Here is a 19,708-nt window from a genome sequence, read left to right as displayed (position 1 = left end):
TGCACGTCCGGTACGCGCTCCCGCTGCGTTCAAAGGTCAACGAAATTTCACCGGCCTCTGGTGGTGCGCCACCACGAACCGTCATGTTGGTTTCGAGTCCTGGTGTGAGCGCGATCATCTGATGTGCCTGGACTTCGACCCGAAAGTTGTGGGGGGTTTCCTCGCAACCCGTTCGGATCACGATGCCGGAATCACTCCTCCAACGCACGCACGTTCCATGTTGACGGCATCATCGATGGATCTGGCCTTCCCGACCTGGAGCCCGGCCTGAAGGAGCCACAAAATTTCCTGAGTATCCCTTGTGTATTTGCTCTGTGTTCTGCCAAGATCACCCCAGGTTGATGATGAGTGCTTACCTAATTTTGAGGGACGCAATGGTGCGTAGTGGTCAGTGGTTCAGTGGTGTGGCGGTCGCGGTTTCGGTTGCGGTGGTTTTGGCGGGGTCGACTGGGGCACAGGCAGCAACGCTGTTTCCGACTGTCCCCGCTGAAAGCTCGGCGGTATTTGTCCCTCCCTCTGATACCGCCACTGATCCGGTTCCGGCATCAAACGCTCCGGAGGCGGCCTGGCAGCCTCAGCCGGAGACGCGGCTGCAACCATCGTCGGGCGGAACGTCACGGGCGCCGGCCGGGACAACCGTCGGGGCGCCAGGGCTGGGCGCGCTGCCGTATTTCTCTTTCGACACGATTGAACTCTCGGTCGATACCGTCGCTCGTGTGAACCTGGGAAACGGTAACCTTCTGATCACCTCCAGCGAGGGCGTACTCAACGGCCCGGGATTATCACTTCGAAATGACCGGTTCTACAACGGACTGTCGACTCGAGATGGTTCCTTCGGCGGCGGCTGGTTGTCATCTCTGCTGGCCGATGACATCGGCCTCCTCGACAGCGGCGCCACGGCCACGTTCGCGGGTCCCTCGGGATTCCTGGCGACGTTCACGAAAAGCGGCAGCGCATATGTTGCACCGTTCGGCTTCAACGCAACCCTGATCAAGGATGCAAACGGATTCACCCTGACTTATAACCGCACGGGCGAACAGCTGAAGTTCTCCCTGTCAGGATTCCTGCTCACGGACTTCGACCGCAACGGCCAGGGCGTCACCTACACCTATAGCGGCAGCCAGATGGTGTCCGCATTTCAAAGTTCCGGTCGACACATCGATATCAGCTACGACACCGCAGGCAAGGTCGACATCATCAGCGACTCGGCAGGTCGCAGCGTCTCCTACGCCCGCAATTCCACCGGCCAACTGAAAAGCGTCGACTCCGTCCGCGAAACATTCCTGTACGACTCGACGGGCCGACTCTCCGAAGCCCGATTCATCGGCACCGGCGGAACCGGCGATACCGCCACGACGCAACGGGTCGTATTCACCTACGACTCGTCACACCGCGTGACAGCCGTCAAGCGAGGAACGGTGGCATCGAGTACATTTCTCGCCACGACCACCTACACATATGCATCAGGCCAGACCACGGTCACCAACCCGAACGGGAGCGCGTCGGTATTCACGATCGACACGGCAGGGCGGGTGACAGCCACGAAAGACGCGTTAAACCGATCACGGTCACAATCGTGGACAGCAAACAATGACGTGGCGACGACAACAGACGCTCTGGCCGCCGGAGGCACCCCGGGTAACATCACGACCCTTGCGTATGACGCATTAAACAACGTCACGACCACCACACTCCCGACCGGAGCGGCCGCCAGCGCGGTCTACGCGACGGGGGTGAACTGCACCGGAACGGGCGGAACCGCCTTCCAACCCAAGTGCACGACGGACGCATCAGGAGCGACAAAGAAGTACGACTACGACACGGCCGGAAACATCCTCGCCAGTACCGATACCACCACGAGCGGCACGGGCGCAGTCACCCAACGGCACACCTACCAAGGGACCAGCGGGGCCGCCTGTAACGGGTTCACCGGTCAAGTGTGTTCCTCGACCGATGGGAACGGCAAGACCACTACCTACGCATACGACGGCGACGGAAACTTAGTCACCGTGACGCCGCCCACTCCGCAGGGCACCACCACGTACGGCGTGGACACGCTCGGCAGGGTGACGTCCGTCACAGACGGGAACGGCGACGTTACGGCGTACGTCTACAACATCCGCGATCAGATCGTGAAGACCACCTTCGACGGCGGCGCCACTGTCGTGGTCGGCTACTACCCGAACGCTCTGGAGCAGAAGCAAACTGACAGCGTCGCGGGCATCAAAACGAAAACATACGATGTTCTCGGTCACCTCACCGCCGAGGCGGGGCCGAGCACAGCGGCCGAAAGTTACAGCTACGACCCCGCCGGGAACCTCACCAAATATACCGACGGTGCCGGCCTGATCAAGTACGTCTATGACGCCGCCAACCAGCTTACGCAGAGCATCGAACCGGGCGGCAGCTGTCAAAGCGCCGCGGGGTCCGCCGCCGATTCGGGGTGCGTGAAGTACGAGTACGACGCCAACGCCACGGAAACCAAACGCACTTTCCCTGGCAATGCCATCGTCGCTACGACCCGTGACGCCTCCGGACGCGCCACCAGAATCACCGCAACCGATGCGGGCGGATATGTCAAAGCTGACGTCGGCTACTCCTACGCGGCCGGCGGACAGGCCGGCACGGCCAACGACCGCAGCACAATCCAATCCCGCACCAGCTTCACCGAGGTCGCCATTCCAGCAGGCGCCATAACCAGCTATGCCTATGACAGCCTGAACCGAGTGAAAACGGCCACCGAGAAAGCCGGGACGGTGACCAACGCGTCCTGGGCGTATACGTACGACAACGCCGGAAACCGCACCCAACAAATCCGCACCGGCAACACCGGAGCAGCCGCAGGCACGATCGGATACACCTACAACGCGGCCAACCGACTCGCATCGACCACAGCAGACACCACCAACTGGACATACGACGCGGCTGGCAACCAGACCAGGAACGGGATCACCGGTCAAACCGCGACATACAACAGCCGCGGCGCGGTGACCGCAATAGGGGCGACGACCTATACCGGATTCGGCCAAGGCAACACCGAGCAGCTCACCCGCAGCAGCTCCACCACCACCTACACTTCCTCGGCTCTCGGGCTCGCCCGCGAAATCCTCACCGGCGGCGCGCAGCGCAACTACACCCGCACTGGCGACGGCAGCGTGGTGAGCACCCGCTTCGGCAGTGGCTCCAAGTACTACTACATCCTCGACTCCCTCGGCTCGGTGATCGGCCTGTTCGACAAGACCGGTGCCTTCGCTGGTGGCTACTCCTACAGCCCCTATGGCGAACAACGCAACACCGTCACTGCTGGTTCAGCAATGGACAGCAACAGCCTGCGGTACATCGCCAGCTACGCCGACCGCGCTACCAGCGGCCAATACAAACTCGGAGCCCGTTACTACGACCCCAGCACCGGACGATTCACCCAATTCGATCCGACCGGGCAGGAAACGAATCCTTACGCATATGCGGGCTGCAATCCTATAAACGCCAGTGACCCATCGGGCACTGAGAGTTGCGTTGCCGCTGGAGCGGTACTCGTACTCGGTGGTGTATCCACTGTCGCTGGAATCGTGTCTTTCGCGACAACTCCTGTAACCACGGCTGCGGGTGGGTTCTTTGGTGCGGTGAGTATTAATCTCGGCATAGCCTCGTTGGTTGCTGGTGCAGGCATGCTTGGTCAATGCATAGCAGGAGCGTAAGCATGCAGTTTCGGAAAAGAACGCCTCTTGCGAGCATCCTGCTCATGCTCGTATTTGCATTCGTTATTGTGGCTGCATTCATCTGGGTGGAAGGCATTGCAAGGGTGCTCCTCTTAGCAAGCGCAAGCTTTGGTCTCCTAAGTTTGATCATCGTTGAAATCGCGCGCTCGCGAAGAAAATAGCCGCACGGTCCCTAGGATCTCCAGGTCGAGATCACTGACCTTGCCGTTGAGTGCAATGATTTGTAAGGAAGTCCGAGCCAAGTTTCCTAGGAGGGCTATCAGGTGACGGCGAAAATCAGAACTCCATCCAGTGGGAGCGGTCCACTCATATTTGGGCTGGTCGTTCTGCTCGCCGCTGGCCTCATCTTCATGGGGTCAGCTCACGAAACGGAATAAGTAACACGCTAAGCCGATTTTTTGGGCCTGGTGACGTGGTTGGGGCTCCGTTTTCGGTTTAACGGTCAGTGGCAGGGATCCACCGGTAGAGGGTCGGGATCAAGACCCCGACGTTGTGGGCGACGTCGGCGGAGGAGGTGCCCTGGGCGAGGAGCTGCCTCGCTGCGGTGATTTTATGGTCAGTCATGGGTCTGACTAGTAGCGGAACGGCCATTGGCGCTAAACCCCAGATCACCCGCAACGGCGGCCTGTCCGGTGTCCAAAATCGTTGAATTCTGCGACGCACGACACGCCGAACACGGCGTGTCCACAATTCAGCTGACATTCCTAGCGAGCTGGCCAACGTTTTGAGACGAGTTCTGAACGCGCGCATGCTCGCCGCTTCGTATCACCGCAGTCCGACCGACCGGTCCAGTCGTTACCGCCATTCACCGTCCCGCTACTGGTCAGACCCCGTTCCGGCCTCCGTGCCGGGGGCGGGGACGGAAGAACCCGCACTGGCGGGCGGGAGGCTGTGAGATTCGTAGGTGTGCTGCAACGCTGTCTGGCATGGGGCCGTTCAGAACACCCCGCGAGGAAGCAATTCATAGATGCGTGCATGATCTATTTTTCCGCGACGCTGCGTGATAGGCGCTGTTATGTTCAGCGAATGGCATCCGCGGGATCGATACGGGCTGCCCGCAATGCTGGCAGGAAAGCTGAGACCGCTCCGCCGATGATCCCTACCAGAGGTGCCAGCGCGAGAGCGGACCAAGGAACAGCTGCGGTCCAGTCTCGGGCAGCAGCCACTCCGACGGCAACCGTTAGTCCGAGGGACACGCCCGCCAAGGAACCGGCGAAGCCGACGATGATTCCCTCCCAAATGAAGATGGTGGCGACACCGGTCTGGCTGAGGCCAAGTGCGCGGCTGAGAGCGAGCTCCTGGGTGCGAGAGTGAACGGAAAGAAACATCGCCGATGAAGCGCTGAGAACAGCCAGAGCCAAGAGTGCGACAGATATGGAGTTGAGTAAGCCATCGAGGTCGGCGGACACACCGACTCGCAGGTTGCGCAGATCGCCAGTTGTTGACACGGCGACGTCAGCTGGAGCCGACGGCGACAGGGCGAGGGGGATGGCCTCAGCGACGCTCGCGGAAAAGCCCGGTTCCGTCCGGACGACGATTTCCGAAGCGGGGCTGGGAAGCTCCTCTAGCGGGATAACTACACTGGTGACCAGATTTGGGGCCCTGGGCGAGTCCGTGATCGTGCCGACGACGGAGTAGGGCCGTCCGGAGACCCAAACCTCGCTTCCGAACCCGCCAGGTCGTATACCGAGTCTTTCCGCCACTTCTTCGCCGACTAGTGCAACCCGGCCAGACGAAACTGACCCAAAGAATTGAGACGCGTTGACGGGGACCGTCACTACCTCGGACAGGGTCAGCAACGATTCGTTGACTCCCAGCGTGCTTCCCGAGAACGATTGCCCATCCACACTCGGAGACAGGGCAAAACGCGACGTCCTAGCGGTTGCGGCATCCAGCGCGGCCAGTTCCCCCACTCCAAGGACGTGTAGAAGCTCGCCGATTGCTTGTACTTGGTTGTGACGCTCGTCCGGACTTGTTCCGGCTGTGACGCTGACGCGCACCTCGTCCAAGGCTGCGGATGTGAGGCGATCCGCTATCTGTTGTGATGCACTGGCGCCGATGCCAGCCGCTGCCACCATGCCGGCGATCGCTAGGGTGAACGCCGCCACGAGAGCGGCGGATCGCATCGGACGCGATGTGACATTGTTCATGGCGCGGATGGCATGCTCCGGCCACCGTCGCATCGTCGCGCCGACGACACGCGGCCGCCTCAGCCAAGGCGATACTGCTGGTGTGAGGTCGTCAGCCGCGGGAGTGTGTTCTGGCTTGGTCTTCGGTATGGGTGCTCCGACTTCGGTGAGGATGCCGTCTCGGACTTCGACGATGCGGTGCGCGAAATCAGCCACTTTGCGATCGTGCGTGACGACAACTATGGAGGTTCCCAGCTCGTTCAGCTCGCGAAAAAGCTCCATCATCCGTGTTGCGGAGGCACTATCAAGATTCCCCGTTGGCTCATCTGCGAGAATCAGGCGCGGTTGTGTCGCGATTGCGCGCGCGATCGCGAGGCGCTGTCGTTCGCCACCCGACAGGGTCCGAGACATACTGTCGGCTTTGTCAAGAAGACCCACCACGGCGAGGGCTCGAGTGACCCGGGCGCTTTGTTCTGTCAGGCTCAGACCCTGAATGGCCAGTCCGAGGGCAGCGTTTCGCGCGGTGGATTCATAGGGATTCGCATATGAAGATTGGAAAACGAATCCGAACATGCTCGCGCGGAGCTTGTCACGCTCGGCCCGGTTGAGCTCCCTGACGTCGCGGCCGTCGATCTCGAAGGTGCCATTCCAGGTCTCATCGAGAAGCCCCATCGTATTCAGGAGCGTCGACTTTCCTGACCCGGACGGGCCGATGATCGCTACGAACTCGCCGTGCCCGATTTCTAGGGTCGCGTTTTGTAGCGCGAACCACTGTTGTTGATCTCCATATCGTCGGCTCACCTGTTTCAAGGAGATGAGAGGGTGCGTTGTTTTCACGGGGAAACCGTCACGTCGTCACCTACTGCTAGCAGGGCGGAATCAACGGCGCTCCACCCGTTTGCATTTCGCAGAATCGTGACGGTAACTCGTTCCGCCGTGCTGTTGTCAGCTCGGCGGAGAACATAATCGCCGCCAGAGTCTGAGCGGATCGCCAACGTTGGCACCGCCGTCACCAGCTCGCCTGCCACGCCGAAGAGCACGGCTACCGATGCTCCCGACGCCAGCGGGTCGTCTTCTGGCAAGTCGATACGAATGTCCCGGCCAGGGGGACGACCCGCGACGGTTCCGGACGCTTGGAAATCTCCGATCGACGTAACCGTTCCTTTTGTGGTGGCACCGTCGGCACCCTGCACCGATGCCTCGCTCCCTTGCACGATGTGATCGGCCTCACTGACACTAGCCCGCACGCTCACAAAGCCGCGGCCGATACTCAGGGTTGCAAGAGGGGTGTTTGAATCCAGCAGAGTACCGACCCCGGCGATGGTGCGGACTAGTGGCGGTTCGTCCGACGAGGGCAGTGACACGAACTCGCTGAGTCTGACATAGGTCCCGTTTCCTGCTCCGCCCGGGGGAACAAGCTCGGCTCCGTTATACAGGTGGCGAACGGCGTTAAGCGTGGAAGTATCCATAACCGCAGTCGCGGGGACGCCGAGGGCATCCTGAAGACTAGAAACGTCGGTTCCCTTGTCGGACCGGTGAATATCACGGAACAGGGGTATTTTCAGGGAGAAGACGAAAACGGGGCGATCTGACACAGTACCTACGAGCGCGCCGTTCGTCAGCGTCGCACCGGACGCAACACCGGCCTTCGTGACCACGGCGACAGAGGCACCGTCGGGGGCAGCCGCATATATGGGATGAGCGGTGCTTCCCACGACATCGCCCTGAATCCGAACATCAGCCGTCACAGCGCGCGACTCGACAGTGGCGAATACAGGAATGGTCTGGTCTCGCGCGTCAAGAATTAATGAATCCGGTGAGCGCACCAAAGTCCCCAGCCCGAAGGCAATGACCGCGACCGCGACCGCTAAGCCGATGAATACCCAAGTTCGTCGCGGGTGCGCCAGATACCGAAGCTTCGCTTGCGTGTGAGGAGTGTGTTCATCCGCCAAAGGTCGCCAGCACCTTTCTCACTGCGAAAAGGACGTCGTCTACCTTGTCGCGGTACGCCTTCAATTCGCTCTCATGCTCGTCGATATAGGCCATCTGCCCTTGCGCTTCGACGTCGGCGAGTTTCTGGACGCTGTTCAATGATTCCTTGCATGCGACATCGATCGCTGCGACTCGTAGTTGTTCCTCACCAGCGGCCGGAATCTCCGGGACCAACACGCCCGATTCACTGTCAGGGACTACGCCCTGAGCGACTATGCAGCTCGTCCAGTCCGCGCGCACGGAATCAAATGCACTACTTGCTAGAAGCGCTGTGAAAGACTCGTTCATCCCGACGTCGACGGGAGATGTGTCCGGCGCAGTGTTGAAACCCATGATGGGGAAGAGTTCAACTTTGGATTGGCAGGATTCGAATGCTTCCCACCAGTCATCGCCGAGCCCATCCTCTAACGTCGTCAAAGCGGCCGATTGAGGCGATTGGGGTAGCTCGTATCCGTTTTTCTCGGCGTCGGTCTGAGACCAGGCCCCATACCGACGATCAGGAATCGCGGGTATGGAGTCCCAGTCCTGGGTTGCTCGCGCAAACTGGCGGCCCCCGACGGCCAAACAATCGGAGACGAGGAGCGCATTCGCGTGCGAGACGTCCTGCATCTCCGACCAGCTCATGGCATACGCCTCAAGAGGGAGTCGAACATCGCTAGTTTGCGGATTGAGCTGCGCCCGGACCGTGCTGTAGTCCCGCTCCGGAGTGCTGCTACAGCCCACCAGACCCAACGTCACCATGATGAGACAGGCCGCATAAATCCTTGGTGGATGCCAAGGCATCGTCAATATACGAAGAGCGAGCTGAATGAATCATTGCGAGTGTCTGGCCAGCTGAAGAAACCTGCATCACCTGGCGCATGGACAAACACGTTCCCGGAGTATCCCGTGCCCGAGAACCAACCAATGTTCGTGGCTTTCCGGTTGCGAATTGATGAAATCTGATTATCCCAACCAGGAAGCGTCGACGCACTCGAGCTCCACATGCCGGGGAGACCCGAGGAATTGGAAGCGATCCAAGCGCACGCCCGGTTTGTGACGTTGCAGTCGCTGATAGCCGCATTCGCTGGAGAGCTGACAACTACCGTCGACAGGAGAACCAGTGCACCTGTTCCCAAAACTGCCAGTTTAGATCGAGTCTTCATCGCGTCCCCCATCGTCGTATTCTGTTGCCTCACAGTAGAGGGACCGCCTACCTCAGGTCTAGATGAAGGTGACCCCCACATCAGGGGACACCTTGAACGACCTTTCGTTTTCCAAGCCACCCCTGTACGGGGTCGCCTCAGAAAACGGAATAAATCGCACGCTACCGGTCGCTGGCGGGTAGCCAGCGGTAGAGGGTGGGGATGGATACGCCGAGGTTGTGGGCAACGGTGGCTGGTGGGGTGCCGGTGGCGAGGAGCTGTTTTGCGGAGGCGATTTTACTGTCGGTCATGATGCGTTTGCGTCCAGGGAGACGTCCGGCCTGGCGGGCTGCTGCCAGTCCGGCTTGGGTGCGTTCGATGGTGAGTTCGCGTTCCATTAGAGCGAGGGAGGCCATGACGTGGAAGAAGAATCGGCCAGCTGGGGTCGTGGTGTCGATCTGGTCGGTCAGGGATCGGAATCCGACACCATCGTGGTGAAGTTGTTCGGTGAATGTGATGAGGTTCTTCACGGTTCGGCCGAGACGGTCGAGCTTCCACACGACGAAGGTGTCACCGGGTCGGAGTTGCTCGAGTGCTTTGGTCAGTCCGGGGCGATCGGTGCGGGTGCCGCTGATGGTGTCGTCGAAGGTTTTCTGACAGCCGGCGGCGGTGAGGGCCTGGTGTTGGAGGGTGAGGTTTTGATCGTGGGTGGAGACGCGGGCGTAGCCGATGAGCATGAGGGCCTCGTAGTTTCTTGAAAGCCGTGGTTATGGGATGATATGAGAACACTATTCCGAGAACCATTTACGAGAATCGGGTGGTCTTGAATTGGCGCGTCGTTCGTTGTCTTGGTCGCCAGGCGACTGCACTCACGTTTCGGTTCTTGTTTTCTTCCGTTTTCGAGAAGGAGCGTGTATGCTGTGAATCTTTGCGCTCTTTGGCGGCGTTCTATGATCGCTATTCGGCACATCGAACTCCAAAAAAGGCCGCTTGGACAGGCGGCCCCTTTTGGATTGCTTCACGTCATGTAGTCAATCGTGATGGAAAAGCGGTCAGGTACCAGGGCAGGTCTGTTGTTAGTCGGGCGAATCACTAGGCAATAGCTGGTTTCCGGCCAAAGGAAGATCTCGATCGGCAGAATCGAGATCGGATGCCCGAAGGAGATCACGAGCGTTAAGGATCTCGATCTCAATCAGGCGCCCGTTCGCATCAAAATGGAGAAGCAATTCTCCCTTTTTGAGGGGATCTTGGATGCCGCTTACCGTCGTCGCTATCTCCCCTTGACCGGCGGGCCGTCCCGGAAAAAGCGACGCGGCGTTTGCCTCCTCATCGAATTTGAGTTTCATACTCCGCCTCCTCCGCCTCCGCCGCCCGCGCGGTAGACCGTGATGATTGCACCGGTCTTGTTATTCACGACGACGCGGATGCTGTTGGCTGTGAAGACCGACGTGCCAGGAGTGTTGCCAGCAGTCTTCTTCCCTTCCTGGACAGCGATCTTTACCAAATTCTGGGCAATGTTCTGCTGAGCAATCTTCTGCAGTGCATGGTTTGTCCAAGAGCCAACCAGACGCAACGCAGGAATCCACCAAGGATCTGCGACGACTGGATATGCGACGCCGGCTACGTTGTGCTGGACAATCTGAGTGATCGTGTTGCCAATCACTTCGTAATGCGTTGCGACTGCTTGCCCGTTTGCGTCCGTGGCCCACGGGGGAGCAACAACAGCTGTTACCTCGAGTGCAGCGTCGAGAACGGTGATACTGCCGTCGGATTCAGATACGAAGCTAGAGCCGTCGCTGATCCCGATTTCATAGTCGTACCGAGTCGGTGCGTCAACAGAGTCAATTACGGTGTTAATCTGAACCGATCCGTCATTCTTCACCACCGGAACCGTGGTCGAATCGTTGGCATTCTCATATGCCATCACCCCTGGCGCTAGCACTTCGGCCGCGCTGGCGGTGTCGGCGAATGGCAGGCTGATCAAGACCTCTGAACCAGGTTCTCCGATACTCAAGGCTGCCTCTGCGTCGCTTGGAACGAGGACATCAACGCCCGCAAGTTGCGCAGCAAATGCCGCGCCCCCGCGATCTGCAGCTTCGATAGGGGCTATGTTTTGAACGGTTTGAGTATTGGCGCTCTCAAGCGTAGAGAGAATCGATGGTCTTTCTGCCTCAGCATTCGCCGGGACAACTGATCCCAGCGCTAGTGCGCTACTTACAAGAACGACTGCTCCAAATGAAACGAATCTACGAAAATCTTGCATTAAGTGTTGACCTTCCCCTATAGCCATCAGTGAGTACGTGCCTCCCCCCATACGACAAGAACCAGGCAATCCGGAGGAGCCGTTCCGAAGAGCATACTTGTCGGGGCCACGTAGGAGGTCCTCGAAGAGTTCAGGCCCCTTGCCACGGTTAACGTTTAAGTTCGACGCCAAGCGTTAGGACTGTCCGGCGCCGGAGGTCTCAGGCATTGGGCACGACCGCTCAGGAACACACAACCGGCCGCAACGGGGGATGGCCAACGGATACCCCTGTGCAGGTGCAAGGCGCCGTTGAGCGCGGGGTCTTGGATTGTCGGTATAGTCCGACCTCGAACGAGCACGATGCAGCGTCAGGTGCTCAGGTGCTCAGGTGCTCAGGTGCTCAGGTGCTCAGGTGCTCAGGTGCTCAGGTGCTCAGGTGCTCAGGTGCTCAGGTGCTCAGGATTACTGTCCTAGAAAACTATAGATTTACGAGACACTCGACCCGCCGAAATCGAGTCATGGGCGAACTGCAGGAAAACGCGGAATCTCGTGCTCCTATTTTGTCTCGGAAAGTCGTCTCGCCATTCATGCTGTCTCACTATCTTCGAAGGGACTTTGTGAGGCAGAATGAGTTTATGAGGATGCTGGGTTACACGCGGGTGAGTACGGCAAGTCAGGATGCGCAGTTACAGCTCGATGCTCTGGTTGCCGCCGGGGTGCAGAAGCGCGACGTGTTTGCGGATATCACCTCGGGGAGCAAGACGGCCATTGAGCGCCCAGGGATGAAGAAGCTTCTCGATTACGCCGAACCCGACGACACTATTGTCGTGTGGCGGGTGGACCGGCTCGGCCGGTCCCTCATCGATGTCCTCAACACGGTGAACCTGCTCCGGGAACGGGGTGTGCTCGTCCGCTCGATCTCGGATGGGATCGACCCCGCCACGACGAACGGTCGGCTGATGCTGAACATGCTCGCCACACTGGCGGAGTATGAACGCGAACTCATCGTCGAACGCGTCAATGCCGGCATCGCCGCCGCACGCACCGCCGGCACCCGCTTCGGCCGGCCAGCCGTGAACCCGACAGTGATCGCCGACAAGCTCGGGATCGTCAACGCCGCCCGGAAGCGTGGACGTACCGCCGCCGATGCCGCCCACCTCGTCGGCTGGAGCCGAGCAACCCTCTACCGCCACCAACACGCCCTCGCCGCCCGCGAGGACCAATGATGTAACCAGTCGTGGACGGCGACGAGCGGTGGCGGGTTCTTCGACTTCACGTCGAAGACCAGGTGCCCCTTGCGGCTCTCGCCCGGGACGCTGGGATCAGCGCGCGGACGTTGCAACGCTGGCACCACCTCTACCGGCGTGGCGGAATCGTAGCGCTTGACCCGCACCCGCGCGCCGACACGGGAATGCCACGCACCGCAGCCACAACTGTGGCGTTCATCGAACGGCTCGCACTGACGAAGCCACGCCCGAGCCTGGCGACGCTGCACCGCCTCGCTGTGGTCGAAGCGCAACGCCAGGGCGCACTCGGACCGAGCTATTCGACGGTGCGGGAGATCGTCCTGGCATTGGATCCGGCCCTCGTCACTCTCGCGTTGGAGGGGCCGACGTCGTATCGGGATCGTTACGAGCTCGTATTTCGGCGCCGCGCTGATCGCCCCAACCAGACCTGGCAGGCCGATCACACGGAACTGGACATTCTCATCGTCGGCGCCAACGGGAAGCCCGACCGCCCGTGGCTGACCACGGTGGAGGACGATCATTCCCGCGCGATATGTGGGTACACCGTCTTCACCGGCGCACCCTCCGCACTCAACACCGCGCTCGCGCTGCGGCAAGCGATCTGGCGTAAAACCGATCCGACGTGGGCGATGTGCGGCATCCCCGACATCCTGCACGTCGACCACGGATCCGACTTCACTAGCCACCACCTCGAACGCACCGCCATCGAACTGCACATCCGCCTCATCCACTCCATCGTCGGCCGGCCCCAGGGACGGGGCAAGATCGAGCGGTTCTTCGGCACCATCAACACCGAGCTGCTCGCCGCCCTCCCCGGACACCTCGGTCCCGGGAGCCGAAAGCCGGAACCCGCACTGAACCTCCCCGATCTCGATCGAGCGATCGGAGAGTTCATCGCTACCTACAACGCCCGAATTCACAGCGAACTCGGCACCTCTCCACATGACGCCTGGGTTGCTGAAGGGTGGCTGCCTCGGATGCCTGACAGTCTCGAGGAACTCGACGGACTTCTGCTGACCGTACCCAAAAGCCGAACAGTGCAGCGGGATGGCATTCACTTTCAAGGCCAGCGCTACCTCGCCCCGACGCTTGCCCCCTTCGTGGGACACACCATCACCATCCGCTACGACCCGCGCGATGTTTCCGAGATCCGGGTCTACGACCACGACACTTTTGTCTGCGTCGCCGTCGATGAAGCCCACCCCAATCTCCGGCTCAGCCTGCGCGACATCGAAACAGCCCGCCGAGCGCGCCGCCGCGAGCTTCGCCACAGCATCAACGACCGCATCCCGTCGGTCGCCGCTCGCGTGGAAACCCAGGCCGTAGATCCTGCACCGCACCGGCGACGGCTGCGCACGTATGAAGAGGACTAGCAATGAATCAGGACTTCATCGTCACCAAGGAGCACCGCCGTTTCACCGAGTTCGCCAACGCCGTCCGGAAAGAGAAGACCATCGGGATCTGCCACGGTGACGCCGGCGTTGGCAAAACCAATTCCGCCCGCCGATACGCCAACTGGGACACCCTCGAGCCCTACATCAACGAATGGGGACCACGCGGCGACCACGACGCGAAGCACTACGCTCTCGCCAACCGATCCCGCACAGTCTTCTACACACCGGAGGTTCTCTGTAGGCCCAAGACGCTTATGGACGAGGTTGACCATTGGCAGGCCAGGGTCGGTATTTGCGCCGACGAACACCTCCGCACGCTCGACCCCGAGCCACTCAAACCGGGCAGAGCTGCACACCTGGTGGAACTGCTCATCATTGACGAAGCCGAACGACTCACCCCTGTCGCGCTTGAACTCCTCCGCGACCGCCACGACCGAACCCACCTCGCGATGATCCTCATCGGCATGCCCGGAATCGACCAGCGCTTCCGCCACTACCCCCAGCTATACAGCCGCCTCGGCTTCTCCCACCACTACCGTGCCCTCGGCCGCGACGAACTCCTCTTCGTGCTCGACCGCCACTGGAAACGCCTCGGCCGCACCCTGGACCCCGACGACTTCACCGACGCGCAAGCCATCGCCGCGATCGAACGCATCACGCGCGGCAACTTCCGCCTCCTCGAACGCCTCTTCCCCCAAGTCAACCGAGTACTCAAAATCAACCAACTTGAGATCATCACCGACGACGTCATCGAAGCCGCCGCCAGCATCCTCGTCATCGGGAATTAACGACACAGAGCGATCACAGAACGCCGCCAAAGAGCGCCGAAGTCCACACGTGTATGCCTCGCCGTCCTGTTCTGACTGTCATCGAGCGTCAGGAATTACTTGCTCTGCCTACGGACGCCGTGCAGCGTGTGCAGCACTTCACGTTGACCGATTCCGATCTCGCGATCATTCGCCAGCGGCGAGGTGAGGGGAACCGGTTGGGTTTCGCCGCCCAGCTTTGTTATCTCCGATTCCCCGGCCGGGCTCTCGGGGTGGATGAGAGTCCCGAGCCGGCCCTGCTCGAAATGCTCTCACGTCAGTTGGGCGTACCGGTTGACCGTTGGGAAGAATACGCGAAACGGGCACAAACGCGCAGCGAGCATTTCGCGGAACTTCAGACGTGGCTGGGACTTCGGACATTCAGTCTGTCTGACTTTCGTCGCTGGGCGGCCACATTGGCGCTCCTCGCTCAGCGCACTGATCGCGGCGGCGCCCTCGCCGAAGCCCTCGTCGAAGGTCTCCGAGGCGAGAGCGTCATTGTTCCGTCGGTCGACGTCATTGAGCGGATTTGCGGTGAAGCGTTGACGCACGGCACCCGGCGGATGCATGCGCAGTTGGTCGAACCCGTTCCTGCCGAGTCCCGTGCTGCGCTTGATGACCTTCTCGTGTTGGCCGAGGGAAGCCAGTTCAGCGGTCTCAGTTGGCTGCGGCAGCCGCCAGGGACGCCGCGTGCCCGGCATATTCTCGCGCATCTGGACAGGTTGAAAGCGGTTCGTGCGATCGGAATTCCGGTCGGAACAGGGAACGTCCTGCACAGTGGGCGTCTGGCGAAGTTGGCTCGGGAGGGTGCTCAGATGACATCCCAGCATCTGCGGGACCTCGAACCGAACCGTCGACACGCGACACTGGTCGCGGTGGTCCTCGACACGCAGGCAACGTTGATCGATGAGATCATCGATCTTCACGACCGGTGCCTGGGCGGGGTATTCAGCAGGGCTAAACGCACCCACGCGGAACAATTTCAGAACTCGGGCAAAGCGATCAGCGACAAGGTGCGGCTGTATTCACAGCTCGGCCGGGCTATTCTGGCCGCGAAAAAATCCGGTGTCGAACCCTTCGCTGCGGTGGAAAAAGTGATCTCGTGGGCGGCGCTGGAGGAAAGCGTCACGGAGGCGGAGCAGCTGGCCGGTCCCGCGAATTTCGATCACCTCGCCTTCGCAGCTGATGGGTACAGTCAGCTTCGGCGATATACGCCGGCGCTTTTGGAGTCCCTCGATTTCCAGGCCGCACCGGCCGCGCGTGACGTGCTCGCCGCAATCGTGGTGCTGCGTGACGTGTATGCGCGGCAAGCACGGAAAATTCCTGAAACCGCACCGACCTCCTTCGTTCGAAAACGGTGGGTCGACCTCGTCCGCACACCCGACGGGTTGGACCGGCGCTTCTACGAGCTGTGTGTGATGAGCGAGCTTCGCAATTCGCTCCGGTCAGGGGATATTTGGGTTGCCGGTTCTCGGCAGCACAAGGACTTCGACGAGTATCTCGTGCCTGCCGCCGTCTTCGTGCAGCGCCGTGCCGACGACACGCTCGGTCTTCCGATCATCGCCGACGTGGAACAGTTCCTCACCGAACGCACCACACGGTTGGAGCAGCAACTCGCCGTCGTCGAAAAGCTCGCGGCGGTCGGTGAGCTGCCCGATGCCGCAATGACCGCGACCGGGCATCTGCGGATCAGCCCGCTGACGAATATGGTTCCGGATGAGGCTGACGCTCTCATCCGAGCGAGCTACGGTCTTTTGCCGCACGTGAAGATCACCGAGCTTCTCCTCGAAGTTGATCGGTGGACCGGATTCTCCAGGCACTTCACGCACCTCAAATCCGGTCAACCACCCCAAGACACCACCCTGCTACTCACTGCCGTTCTCTCCGACGCGATCAATCTGGGGCTTCGAAAAATGGCTGAAGCATCGCCCGGGGCTACCGTCACGAAACTGGGTTGGCTCCAGGCCTGGCACGTCCGCGACGAAACCTACGCCGCAGCCCTCGCCGAGATCATCAACGCGCAAAGCCAGCAACCCTTTGCCGCCCGATGGGGCCAGGGCACCACCTCATCCTCTGATGGGCAGAATTTCAAGGCCGGCGGCCGCGGCCTGTTCGCCGGGCATGTCAACCTCAAATACGGCCAGGAACCGGGCGTTCAGTTCTATACCCACATCTCCGACCAGTACGCGCCGTTTCACAGCACAGTGATCTCTGCCACCGTCCGCGACTCCACCCACGTCCTCGATGGTCTGCTCTACCACGAGTCCGACCTACGGATTGAGGAGCACTACACCGACACCGCCGGTTTCACCGACCACGTCTTCGCCCTGACTCACCTCCTCGGCTACCGATTCGCCCCGCGCATCCGCGGCCTGGCCGATAAACGTCTCTACATTCCCGGACACTCCGACAGCTATCCGACCCTGAAGCCGCTGATCGGCGGCAACATCAATACCAAAATCATCCACGCCCACTGGGACGATATTTTGCGCCTCACCACCTCGATCAAGACCGGCACCGTCACCGCGTCGCTGATGCTCCGGAAGCTGGGCAGCTACCCACGGCAGAACGGTCTGGCTACAGCCCTGCGGGAGCTCGGACGACTCGAACGCACCCTCTTTACTCTCGACTGGATGCAAAACCCCGAGCTCCGCCGACGCGTGCAAACCGGCCTAAATAAAGGGGAAGCACGAAATGCGCTCGCCCGCGCGGTGTTCTTCAACCGGCTCGGCGAGCTCCGCGACCGTTCCTACGACAACCAACGCCACCGCGCATCGGGGCTGAACCTGCTCACCGCCGCGATCACCCTCTGGAACACCGTCTACCTCGACCACGCCATCACCACAACAGGCCACCCCACTGACGACCCGCTGCTCGATCACCTCTCACCACTCGGCTGGGAACACATCAACCTCACCGGCGACTACACCTGGAACAACCCCCGCCAACCCAAAGCCGGAAAACTCCGCCCCCTGCACAGGCCCGGAAACTCTTAGCGTGGTATTTATTCCGTTTCGTGAGCTGACCCCTAAGAGAATGACCCCGTCCATGTTTGGACGGGGTCATTTCTGTAAGGCGATTCACCGTGCCTGGCCCTATTGGGGGCACAGGCTGTGACTTCGTGGGATTGCCGCCGGGAATGTCACCGGTCGACATGCCACGCCGCCACGGGCGAACCGCACGCTTGGGGTGCCCACGGATCAGCCGACCTGATGCAGCCAGACCACCGCGTTCAGGTCACTGGCCTGACGGAACGGTTCCAGTTCGTCGTCCCAGGACTGTCCGAGAGCCAGACGCAACTGGCGGTGCAGTTCGATGGCGTTCGCCCCGGCGCTGTCCATGGCTGATCGGATGCGGTCTTCCGGAACCACGACGTTGCCCACGGTGTCGGTCTGCGCATAGAAGATTCCGAGTTCGGGCGTGTGCAGCCACCGGCCACCATCAGAATCGGGCCCGGCGTCTTCGGTGACTTCAAAGCGCAACTGATCCCACCCGCGCAAAGCGGATGCTAGCGCGGCACCGGTTCCGGGGGATCCCTCCCAGAAGTACTCGGCCCGGAAGGAGCCGGGAAGGGCTGGCTGTTCCGACCAGTCGAAATTTACCGCCTCACCGAGCGCACGGCCAGCCGACCACTCGACATGCGGGCAGACGGCTCGCGGAGAAGAGTGCATAAAAAGCACCCCCCGCGCAATCGGCGCCCGACGGTTGAGTGTTGAATCCATCGTGTTTCTCCGTTCCTAGTAGGTGCGTCTTCCCCAACGACCTCGGAACGACCGCGCTTTCAACTCATAGCTGTGGGCACGATGGCGAATATGAAATTGTTCGGCCGCTGGAACCCAGCGATCCGTTAGCGCCATTATGCCCCAGCCACCTGCGCATTTACAAGGACGGTTTGTCTGCGTCGAGTCTGGCGCACCGCACTTCGGCCGGCCAGCACTCCTGGCGGACTCGCTTGAACCTGAGAAAAACCCGAGTTTGCTTGTGGCATTGCCCATAGTGGGCAATGCTCATTTTATCAAACCCGGCCCCCAACTGCCGATCATCCGCACCAGCCGAACCAGTGCACGACACGAAATGTGAACCATGTCCTCGAAGAACGCTCGTTCCATCGCTCCCGCTTTCGCTGCCCGCACCAGGGCATCCGCTGAACTGACGGGTGCGGACGCTGCCCGTCCGCCGCGCCGGCTCGCCCTTCTGGCTGCCGGCGCCGCCTTGATCGTTGCCTTCACCGGTCTTGCTGTCGCGCCGGCGCATGCCACCACGGTTCTGCCGAGTGCCAGCACGACCGGGGTGCCCTCCGGTATTACCCTGAAGGTGCACAACGGCGACATCAACGTTACGAAGCCGGGTACCGTGCTGAGCGGGCTGGACATTCGTGGGCTGGTGAAGATCAGTGCCGCCAACGTCACCATCAAGAACTCGATCATTCGTGGCCGCACCATGAACGGTCCCGGCGCCCTCATCAACAACCTCGGCGGCTTCAGCAACCTCGTCGTGACCGACACCGAGCTGTCCCCGACGGTTGCCTCGCCCCACGCCAACGGCATCTACGGGTACAACTTCACCGCCACCCGCCTGGACATCAATAATGTGATCGACGGCATCCACGTCACCGGCAGCAACGTGCTCATCCAGAACAGCTGGATCCACGACCACATGCACTACCTCAAGGACCCGAACCAGGGCGGATCGCCCAGCCACGACGACTCCATCCAGGTGCAAAGCGGCAACAACGTCAAGGTCATCGCCAACCGCCTGACCGACTCCCACAGCGCCGCCGTGCAGATCACCCAGGACCGCGGAGTGGTTTCCAACTTCGTCTTCACCAACAACTACGCCAACAACGGCGCCTGCACCGTCAACATCGCCGAAAAGGCCTACGGCCCCCTCAAAGGCACCATCATCAAAGACAACACGTTCGGCCGAAACACCAAGGTCTCCAACTGCGCCGTCATCGCCAAGACCACCACGAAGATTGCCTTCGCCCACAACTACTACGCCCCCGACAACACCGCGGTCGTCGTCAAGAAGGGTTAGCCCCTCCTGCAATTTCCT

At 60.8% G+C, this 19,708-nt stretch carries 15 protein-coding genes; 6 read left to right on the top strand and 9 right to left on the bottom strand.

Features of this window, described 5'->3' with window-relative positions; translation table 11 throughout:
- Positions 1 to 716 precede the first annotated feature (716 nt).
- Entirely contained in the window at positions 717 to 3,698 is a 2,982-nt protein-coding gene (locus QMK31_RS00755) for an RHS repeat-associated core domain-containing protein (protein WP_283499059.1), read from the top strand.
- Positions 3,699 to 4,154: 456 nt separating this feature from the next.
- Here the strand turns inward: QMK31_RS00755 and QMK31_RS00750 are convergent, their stop codons facing one another.
- From QMK31_RS00750 to QMK31_RS00720, 8 genes are all read right to left on the bottom strand, one after another.
- Positions 4,155 to 4,283, bottom strand: a complete 129-nt coding sequence (locus QMK31_RS00750) for a helix-turn-helix domain-containing protein (RefSeq protein WP_283499058.1) — start codon at positions 4,281 to 4,283, stop codon at positions 4,155 to 4,157.
- Between the two features lie 455 nt (positions 4,284 to 4,738).
- Positions 4,739 to 6,685 (bottom strand): ABC transporter ATP-binding protein/permease, encoded by a 1,947-nt coding sequence (locus QMK31_RS00745; protein WP_283499057.1) that lies wholly within the window; start codon positions 6,683 to 6,685, stop codon positions 4,739 to 4,741.
- Entirely contained in the window at positions 6,682 to 7,563 is an 882-nt protein-coding gene (locus tag QMK31_RS00740) for an efflux RND transporter periplasmic adaptor subunit (RefSeq protein ID WP_283499056.1), read from the bottom strand. The genes QMK31_RS00745 and QMK31_RS00740 overlap by 4 nt, the downstream gene beginning before the upstream one ends.
- 226 nt (positions 7,564 to 7,789) lie before the next feature.
- Positions 7,790 to 8,464, bottom strand: coding sequence for a hypothetical protein (locus tag QMK31_RS00735; RefSeq protein ID WP_283499055.1), 675 nt, complete (start codon positions 8,462 to 8,464; stop codon positions 7,790 to 7,792).
- Positions 8,465 to 8,625: 161 nt separating this feature from the next.
- A complete protein-coding gene (locus tag QMK31_RS17270; RefSeq protein ID WP_502852452.1) occupies positions 8,626 to 8,985 on the bottom strand; it encodes a peptidase inhibitor family I36 protein in 360 nt (119 codons plus the stop codon).
- A gap of 161 nt (positions 8,986 to 9,146) precedes the next feature.
- Complete coding sequence (locus tag QMK31_RS00730) at positions 9,147 to 9,701, bottom strand: recombinase family protein (RefSeq protein WP_283499054.1); 555 nt, start codon at positions 9,699 to 9,701, stop codon at positions 9,147 to 9,149.
- Positions 9,702 to 10,040: 339 nt separating this feature from the next.
- A complete protein-coding gene (locus QMK31_RS00725) occupies positions 10,041 to 10,310 on the bottom strand; it encodes a DUF2283 domain-containing protein (protein WP_283499053.1) in 270 nt (89 codons plus the stop codon).
- Positions 10,307 to 11,227, bottom strand: coding sequence for a DUF4258 domain-containing protein (locus QMK31_RS00720; protein ID WP_283499052.1), 921 nt, complete (start codon positions 11,225 to 11,227; stop codon positions 10,307 to 10,309). The genes QMK31_RS00725 and QMK31_RS00720 overlap by 4 nt, the downstream gene beginning before the upstream one ends.
- 614 nt (positions 11,228 to 11,841) lie before the next feature.
- Here QMK31_RS00720 and QMK31_RS00715 point away from each other — a divergent pair.
- Genes QMK31_RS00715 through QMK31_RS00700 form a run of 4 tightly spaced genes read left to right on the top strand, consistent with a single transcriptional unit; the run spans position 11,842 to position 17,649 of the window.
- Positions 11,842 to 12,432, top strand: coding sequence for a recombinase family protein (locus QMK31_RS00715; protein ID WP_283499051.1), 591 nt, complete (start codon positions 11,842 to 11,844; stop codon positions 12,430 to 12,432).
- An 11-nt stretch (positions 12,433 to 12,443) separates the two neighbouring features.
- A complete protein-coding gene (locus QMK31_RS00710; protein WP_283499050.1) occupies positions 12,444 to 13,826 on the top strand; it encodes a TnsB C-terminal domain-containing protein in 1,383 nt (460 codons plus the stop codon).
- 2 nt (positions 13,827 to 13,828) lie between these two features.
- Positions 13,829 to 14,635: an AAA family ATPase gene (locus tag QMK31_RS00705; protein ID WP_283499049.1), complete on the top strand. Its 807-nt coding sequence runs from the start codon at positions 13,829 to 13,831 to the stop codon at positions 14,633 to 14,635.
- A 53-nt stretch (positions 14,636 to 14,688) separates the two neighbouring features.
- Positions 14,689 to 17,649: a Tn3 family transposase gene (locus tag QMK31_RS00700; protein ID WP_283499048.1), complete on the top strand. Its 2,961-nt coding sequence runs from the start codon at positions 14,689 to 14,691 to the stop codon at positions 17,647 to 17,649.
- Positions 17,650 to 17,853: 204 nt separating this feature from the next.
- Here the strand turns inward: QMK31_RS00700 and QMK31_RS00695 are convergent, their stop codons facing one another.
- Complete coding sequence (locus tag QMK31_RS00695; protein ID WP_283499047.1) at positions 17,854 to 18,324, bottom strand: DUF3145 domain-containing protein; 471 nt, start codon at positions 18,322 to 18,324, stop codon at positions 17,854 to 17,856.
- Positions 18,325 to 18,736: 412 nt separating this feature from the next.
- Here QMK31_RS00695 and QMK31_RS00690 point away from each other — a divergent pair, with 412 nt between their 5' ends.
- Complete coding sequence (locus QMK31_RS00690) at positions 18,737 to 19,690, top strand: right-handed parallel beta-helix repeat-containing protein (RefSeq protein ID WP_283499046.1); 954 nt, start codon at positions 18,737 to 18,739, stop codon at positions 19,688 to 19,690.
- Positions 19,691 to 19,708: the final 18 nt, after the last annotated feature.

The sequence above is a fragment of the Cryobacterium sp. PH31-O1 genome (assembly GCF_030063455.1).
GTDB lineage: Bacteria > Actinomycetota > Actinomycetes > Actinomycetales > Microbacteriaceae > Cryobacterium.
The sequence above is the reverse complement of the archived record's forward strand: the minus strand, read 5'-3'. Positions and strand labels throughout refer to the sequence as shown.